Annotated in this window: 5 protein-coding genes; all 5 read right to left on the bottom strand. The window is 68.6% G+C overall.

Annotated features, from left to right (window positions below):
- Positions 1 to 112: 112 nt before the first annotated feature.
- Positions 113 to 1492 carry an ATP-binding protein gene (locus tag IAE58_RS19265; RefSeq protein WP_199934698.1) on the bottom strand — a complete coding sequence of 460 codons (1380 nt, stop codon included), beginning with the start codon at positions 1490 to 1492 and terminating at the stop codon, positions 113 to 115.
- A complete protein-coding gene (locus IAE58_RS19260; protein ID WP_108753371.1) occupies positions 1470 to 2153 on the bottom strand; it encodes a response regulator transcription factor in 684 nt (227 codons plus the stop codon). Before IAE58_RS19260 ends, IAE58_RS19265 begins: the two co-directional genes overlap by 23 nt.
- Before the next feature lie 95 nt (positions 2154 to 2248).
- Entirely contained in the window at positions 2249 to 4438 is a 2190-nt protein-coding gene (locus IAE58_RS19255; protein ID WP_199934697.1) for a PAS domain S-box protein, read from the bottom strand.
- Between the two features lie 206 nt (positions 4439 to 4644).
- Positions 4645 to 7032, bottom strand: coding sequence for a Tex family protein (locus IAE58_RS19250; protein ID WP_199934696.1), 2388 nt, complete (start codon positions 7030 to 7032; stop codon positions 4645 to 4647).
- 202 nt (positions 7033 to 7234) lie between these two features.
- Positions 7235 to 7450, bottom strand: a complete 216-nt coding sequence (locus IAE58_RS19245; protein WP_006374014.1) for a hypothetical protein — start codon at positions 7448 to 7450, stop codon at positions 7235 to 7237.
- Positions 7451 to 7755 lie beyond the last annotated feature (305 nt).

Below are 7755 nucleotides of genomic sequence, written 5' to 3'. Positions count from 1 at the left end.
CCCCCCCCCCCCCCCCCCCCCCCCCCCCCCCCCCCCCGCCATCCCACGGATGCCCAGCTTTTGCCGTTGCGTTGAGCGGGTGCAGGGCTGCAAGCCCTGCAAAACACCCCCCCTACAACACCTGCGGCCGGCACAGCAGGCTGAAGCTGGCGCCGCCCAGTGGCGACTGCCCCGCGCCCAGGCGGAAACCGTGCAGGCCGGCGATGGCCGCCACGATCGACAGCCCCAGACCGAAGCCGCCGCCCTGGCTGGCCTCGCTGCGATGGAAACGCTGGAACACCAGCTCACGCTCGGCCTCGGCGATGCCCGGCCCGGAATCTTCCACCACGATGCACGTCGCCTCGGCCTCAGCATGCGCCGACAACTGCACGCGCCCGCCTTCGGGCGCAAACCGGATCGCGTTGTCCAGCAGGTTGCCGATGGCTTCGAACAACAGCCCGCGATCACCCACTACGCTGGGCAGGTCCGCCGCCACTTCCAGCCGCAGCCATTGCCCCTTCTCCTCGGCCAATGGCGCGTAGAAGGCATGGATTTCCTGTAGCAGCGCCTCCGGCGCCAGCTCGACGAAACCGGAGCGCCGCTGGTGGTCCTCCAGTTCGGAAATGCGCAGCAGCGCGCGGAAGCGCGCCATCAACCTATCGGTTTCATCCAGTACCTGGTCCAGCGCCACGGCCTGCGTGTCGCCCTCGCCCAGCTGCTGGCGCAGCCGATACAACTGCGCGCGCATGCGGGTCAGTGGCGTGCGCAGGTCGTGGGCAATGTTGTCGCAGACCCCTTTCACCTCGGTCATCAACTGCTCGATGCGGTCCAGCATGGCGTTGACGATGGCCGCCAGCATGTCCAGCTCGTCACGGCGATCGGCCACCGGCAGGCGTTGCCCCAGATCACCGGCAACGATGCGCGCGGTGGCCTGCTCGATCGCCTGGATGCGCCGCAGCGGGCGCCGCCGCAGCAGATGCCAGCCCAGCAGGCCCGGCAGCAGGGTCAGCGATACCCCCCACAGCAGCGCGTCCAGGATCAGGTGGTTCACTTCGTTCAACGGCCCGCTGTAGCGCACCAGCACCAGCACGCGGTCATCGCGGGTGGGCATGGCCAGGCCGAAGCCGCGCTTGCCCACCGCCGTCGGATCGGACAAGGGCAATCCGCTGACCCGGTGCACCTGGCCATCCAGCGGCAACTGCGCAGGCAGCGCCTTCAGCGGGCCGGCCAACGGCGTGCCAGCCGCAGTGAAGACACCATAGGCATCGATGCCGTGCACGTCGTAGCGGCGGTTCTCGCGCAGCGCCTCGCACAATGCATCGCCGGTGAAGTGTTCGAACAGATGCGCACGCTGCAGCAGCGCCGACTGCGCCAGATCATCCAGGTAATGCGACACCCGCCAGTACAGGACACCCAGCAGCACGCTGCACCACGCCACGAACAGCAGGCTGTACAGGCCCAGCAAGCGACTGCTGGACGAGCGCCAGCCGTCAGACAGCTTCGCTGAGGACATAACCCGAACCCCGCACGGTGCGGATCATGGAAGGGCCGCCGGGCAAATCGAGCTTGCGCCGCAGGCGGCCGATGTGGACATCGATCAGGTTGGTGCCCGGGTCGAAGTGGTAACCCCACACTTCCTCGAACAGCATCATGCGGGTCAGCACCTGGCCGGCATTGCGCATCAGGTATTCCAGCAGCTTGAACTCGGTCGGCAGCAAGCTCAGGGTGCGCCCACCGCGCTGTGCGGTGCGCGCCAGCAGGTCCAGCTGCAGGTCACCCACACGCAGCGCGGTATCGTTGCCGGCCGGTTGCTGGCGGCGGCGCAGCAGCACCTCCACCCGCGCGGCCATTTCATCGGAGGCAAACGGCTTGGTCAGGTAATCGTCGCCGCCCGCGCGCAGGCCGCGCACGCGCTCATCCACGTCCGACAGCGCACTGAGCATCAGCACCGGCGTGTTCACGCCGATGCGGCGCAGGGTTGTCACGATCGCCAGGCCATCCAGCCCCGGCAGCATGCGGTCCAGGGTGATGGCGTCGTACTCGCCACTGGCCGCGCGCACCAGGCCTTCGCGCCCGTCGGCCACCCAGTCCACCTGCAGGCCATGGCTGCCCAGCTCCGCCACGATTTCCTGGGCAGTGATGGCATCGTCCTCGATGGTCAGTACGCGCGACATGGGGTCCTGGGGTGCTCAGACCCGCCCATGCTCGCCAAATCGGCCGGGGCGGGCAAATGAAACATCCTTCATGCGGGCCCTTGGTACGGGCCGGTTCAGCCGCCGTCGCCGTCTTCGGCTGGCAGATCTGCAGTCAGCCCCTGCACCTGAACGTTGTTGCGGCCCAGCGCCTTGGCCCGGTAGCACTGCGCGTCGGCGGCCGCCACCGCCTGGTCCACGCCCATGCCCGGCGCCAGCGGCGCAATGCCGATGCTGGCGCCGATGCGCAGCACCGCCTTGTCCCACGGAATGGCCAGCGCGGCCAGGGTGTTCAGCAGTTCGCCCGCAATGCGTGCAGCGCGACGCGGGCCGCAGCCGGACAGGATCACCGCGAATTCGTCGCCACCCAGCCGGGCCACTACGTCCGAATCGCGCACGCCATGGCGCAGCACGCTGGCCACCGCCCACAGCACTGCATCACCGGCCAGATGGCCCCAGGTGTCGTTCACCGGCTTGAAGCGGTCCAGGTCGATGTACATCAGCGACGCAGCCTGGCCAGTGCGCTCGACATGGGTGATCGCCTGCTGCAGGTGCACCTCGAAGCCACGGCGGTTGCTCAGTTCGGTCAGCGGGTCCATCTCGGCCAGGTGCCGGGCCTCGCGCTGGCGGGCGCGCTGCTGGGTGTCATCGCGCAGCACCCACACCGCACCGCGCACATGCCCTTCATCGTCGCGCAGCCAGGCCCGGGTCAGGTCCACCGCCACCGTGGCCGTGCCCAGGCGCAGCAGCAGGTCGGCATGCAGGTCCACCGCATTGCTGTCCGGGTCCAGCAGCACCGCCACGTCCAGCACCGAGTTCGGTGCGTATTCGGTGGTCAGCGCCAGCACGTCCTTCACGTTGTGCCCGGCCAGGGTCAGCGCGCCATCACCGGACAGCATGCGCACCGCGGCGGCATTGGCGTATTCGATGCGCCCCTGCAGGGTCACGCTCAGCACCAGGTCGGCCACCGCGTCCAGGGTGATGCGGCTGCGCTGCTCGCTTTCAAACAGGCGCTGTTCGCTGCTGCGCTGGCCGGTGATGTCCTGGATCTGAGACACGAAATGCAGCGGCTCGCCGCGTTCGTTGCGCACCAGCGAGACGGAAAGGCGCGCCCAGATCGTGTTGCCGTCGCGGTCCAGGTAGCGCTTTTCCAGGTGGTAGTGAGTGCGCCGGCCACTCAACAGGTCCTGCACCAGCTGCAGGTCGGCCTGCAGGTCGGCCGGGTGGGTCAGGCGCTGGAAGTCGACCTGCAGCAGTTCTTCGCGCGGGTAGCCCAGGATGCGGCACAGCGCATCGTTCACATCCAGCCAGCGCCCTTCCAGCGACACCAAGGCCATGCCCAGCGCTGCGGAGGTGAACGCACCGGCGAACTTGTCCGCCGCCAGTCGCGCTTCGGCACGCGCCTGCAGGATCTCGGTGATGTCGATGGCCATGCCGACATAACCGATGCGCTCGCCGTCGGCGCCGTCCATGCGGCTGATCGACAGGCGCACCTGGCGGCGCTGGCCGTCCTTGCGCAGGAAGGTCCACTGCCGCGAAAAGGTCTGGCCCTGCGCCTGCGCGGTCAGCGCCTGGAACACCGACGGTGGCTGGCCATCGGCGTCGGCCAGCGGGGCCAGGTAGGCATGCATTTCGTCTGGGTCATGGAACACGCCGGGATTGAGCTTGCCCACCACCTCACTGGCGGCATAGCCCAGCAGGCGTTCGGCGCCGGTGTTGAACAGGGTGATCAGCCCCTCGGTATCGGTGGCGATCACCGCCACTTCGTCGGACGCATCGACCACCGCCTGCAGCCGGTGGCGCATGTCAGCAGCGTCCTGTCGCGCCATCTGCAGTTCGGTCACGTCGGCATGCGCGCCGGCCATCCACAGCGGGCGCCCCTGCCCGTCCCATTCGTACACGCGGCCACGGTCGTGGATCCAGATCCACTGGCCGTTCTTGTGGCGCATGCGCAGCAGGCAGCGGTAATGGTCGCTGTGGCCTTGGAAGTGTGCCTCCAGCGCCGCATCGGAATGGGCCAGATCGTCCGGATGCACCAGTGCGATGAAGGTTTCCTGGCAGATCGGCTCCAACTCGTCCAGGCGGTAGCCAACAATCTCGGCCCAGCGCGCGTTCACCCGCATCTGCCCGGTCTGCACGTTCCATTCCCAGGTGCCGGCGGCGGTGCCTTCGATGATCATCGCCAACCGGCGGCGTTCTTCGGACAGTTCCTGCAGGCGCCGCTCAAGCAGCGCGTTGGCGTTGGCGTCGTGGACGTGCCCGGTCATCGGCGCCCCCGCGCGGAACGGCGGGCACAGCGAAGCCGCAGCCCGGCGCTGCAGCCTGCGGTCGCGTTGGCGGCTCGTGCTGGCGTCATGGCCCTCCCCGGCGCCCTGCAGGGCGGCCCGCGGCCCCCCATGGGCGCCAGTGTGCGCACGCCGGGGAAGGCCGACAAGTGCCCCCGCCACGGCAGGCGTGGCCGGGGGGCGATGGCTCAGCTGCGCTTGGCCCGGGCGAAGGCCTCGGCCAGGGCATTGTTGGCCGGCGGCGCCGAGCTTGCGGGACGCGCAGCGCCCTGCCCCTGGCCGCGGTTGGGGCCGCGGTTGGGGCCGCCATCGCGCCGCGCCGGCCCGCCCTGGCCGCGCTCATCGCGCGCACCGGGGCGGCTGGTGGCCTGGCCCGGGGTATCGTCCAGGCGCCGGGTCAGGGCGATGCGCTTGCGCGCCACGTCCACCTCCAGCACCTTCACCTTCACGATGTCGCCGGCCTTGACCACCTCGCGCGGGTCCTTCACGAAGGTGTCCGACAGCGCCGAAATGTGCACCAGGCCGTCCTGGTGCACGCCGATATCGACGAACGCGCCGAAGGCGGCCACGTTGCTGACCACGCCTTCCAGCACCATGCCTTCGCGCAGGTCCTTGATGTCTTCCACGCCCTCGGCAAAGCGCGCCGCCTTGAACTCGGGGCGCGGGTCGCGGCCCGGTTTTTCCAGCTCTTTCAGGATGTCGCGCACGGTCGGCACGCCGAAGGTGGCGTCGGTGAACTGTTCCGGCTTGAGCCCACGCAGGAAGCTGCCATCACCGATCAGCGCCTTGATCGGGCGCGCGGTACTGGCCACGATGCGCTCGACCAGCGGGTAGGCTTCCGGGTGCACGGCCGAGGCGTCCAGCGGCTGGTCGCCATCGGCAATGCGCAGGAAGCCGGCACACTGTTCGAAGGTCTTTTCACCCAGCCGCGCGACCTTCAGCAGGTCCTTGCGGCGCTTGAACGGCCCGTTGTCATCGCGGTGGCGCACGATGTTCTCGGCCACCGTGGACGACAGCCCCGACACCCGCGACAGCAGCGCGGCCGAGGCGGTGTTCACGTACACGCCCACCGCGTTCACGCAGTCCTCCACGCGGGCATCCAGCGCGCGCGCCAGGCGGTACTGGTCCACGTCGTGCTGGTACTGGCCCACACCAATCGCCTTGGGCTCGATCTTCACCAGTTCGGCCAGCGGATCCTGCAGGCGGCGGGCAATGGACACCGCGCCACGCAGCGACACGTCCAGGCCCGGGAATTCCTTGGCGGCGAATTCCGAGGCCGAATACACCGATGCACCGGCTTCGCTGACCACCACCTTCTGCAGCTTCGGGTTGCCGATGGCCTTGATCGCCTCGCCGGCCAGCTTGTCGGTTTCGCGGCTGGCAGTGCCGTTGCCGATCGCGACCAGTTCCACGTTGTGCCGGGTGCACAGCTGCTTGATCGTCTGCAGCGACTGATCCCACTGCCGCCGCGGCTCATGCGGGTAGATGGTTTCGGTGGCCAGCAGCTTGCCGGTTGCGTCGACCACGGCAATCTTGCAACCGGTGCGGATGCCGGGGTCCAGCCCCAGCACCGTCTTCGGGCCCGCCGGGGCAGCCAGCAGCAGATCCTTCAGGTTGTCACCGAACACCGCGATCGCTTCGGCCTCCGCCTTTTCGCGGGCCTGGTTGAACAGGTCCAGCAACAGGTGGGTATGCAGCTTGGCCCGCCAGGTCAGGCGGCAGGCGTCCAGCAGCCAGCGGTCGGCCGCGCGGCCCTGGTCGGCGATGCCGGCCTTGCGCGCCACGCGCCCTTCGGCGTACTGGTGGCCAGCCTCGGCATCGCTGCCCGGGTCCAGCTCCAGGAACAGGATTTCCTCGCGGCGGGCACGGAACAGCGCCAGCAGCCGGTGCGACGGAATCTTCGCCAGCGCTTCGGCATGTTCGAAATAGTCGCGGTACTTGGCGCCCTCGTTTTCCTTGCCCTCGGCCACGCGCGCGCGGATCACGCCGGTATCGCCCAGCCAGGTGCGCAGTTCGCCCACCAGCGCAGCATCCTCGCCCCAGCGCTCCATCAGGATCGCGCGCGCGCCTTCCAGCGCCGCCTTGGCGTCGGCCACCCCCTTGTCGCTGTCGACGAAGGTGGCGGCGAAGGTCTGCGGGTCCTGGGTGGGGTCGCCCAGCAGGCCATCGCCCAGCGGTTCCAGCCCCGCTTCGCGTGCAATCTGCGCGCGGGTGCGGCGCTTGGGCTTGTAGGGCAGGTACAGATCTTCCAGCCGGCTCTTGGTATCGGCGGCCAGGATGTCGTTGCGCAGCGCATCGCTCAGCTTGCCCTGCTCGTCGATGCTGGCCAGCACCGCGGCACGGCGGTCTTCCAGCTCACGCAGATAAGTCAGGCGCACTTCCAGGTTGCGCAGCTGGGTATCGTCCAGGCCACCGGTCACTTCCTTGCGGTAGCGGGCGATGAAGGGGACGCTGGCGCCCTCGTCGAGCAGGCCGACGGCGGCACGCACCTGGGCGGACTGGGCACCGATCTCCACGGCGATGGTCTGGGCGATCTGCTGGGCGAGCGCGCTCTGGGCGTTCTTGGCGTCGTGCATTGCTTCCGGTCTGTGCCGCGTTACGGGAAAGACCCATTCTGGCCATGCCCGGCACGGGCATACAAGCGTTGACAGCAGCAGGGTTCAGGCGGCAGCGCCGGGTGGGGACGCCGGCATCCTGGCAGAAGGGGCCGTGCTGGCCCGGCTGGGATGCCGGCGCGGGTGCGCGCACGTGGGCGCACCCTGCCGCATGTTGCGAAGGTCAGCGGTAATGGCGGGCTGCACGCTGCATGACGATCTCGTCACGCATGCTTTCCAGTGCCATCAGGCGGACCTTGCCGACACCCTGCAGTTCCATGAACCGCTCTGTGTAGAACTCCGGCCCCAGCGCGGTGTCGGCGCGGGATTTGCTGAAGCCGTAGGGCACCACGCCCTTCTCGCCGTCCTTGCTACCACCGACATAAAGAACAATCGCCATGTGATGTCTTCCTCCAAATTGCTACTGCGTACTGCACACGATGAGCGGTACTTGTGGGCTCATCGGGGTAGAGCTTACCGCGACCAAGCTGACTGGAACGTCACGAAGGCTAATGACGATCGGTTGCATGCAGATGACGACCCGATCACAGCAGAACGCTTACGGATCTTTAACTTCCAACTAACAAGCGAGAGTTTCCAGCCAACGGCGCAGCCCCTCGGTGGGTGGGTTGATCCAGGGCAAAACCGTCGCGCTGGGGGGGGGGGGGGGGGGGGGGGGGGGGGGGGGGGGGGGGGGGGGGGGGG

The sequence above is a fragment of the Stenotrophomonas sp. S49 genome, assembly GCF_016624905.1.
GTDB lineage: Bacteria > Pseudomonadota > Gammaproteobacteria > Xanthomonadales > Xanthomonadaceae > Stenotrophomonas.
The sequence above is the reverse complement of the archived record's forward strand: the minus strand, read 5'-3'. Positions and strand labels throughout refer to the sequence as shown.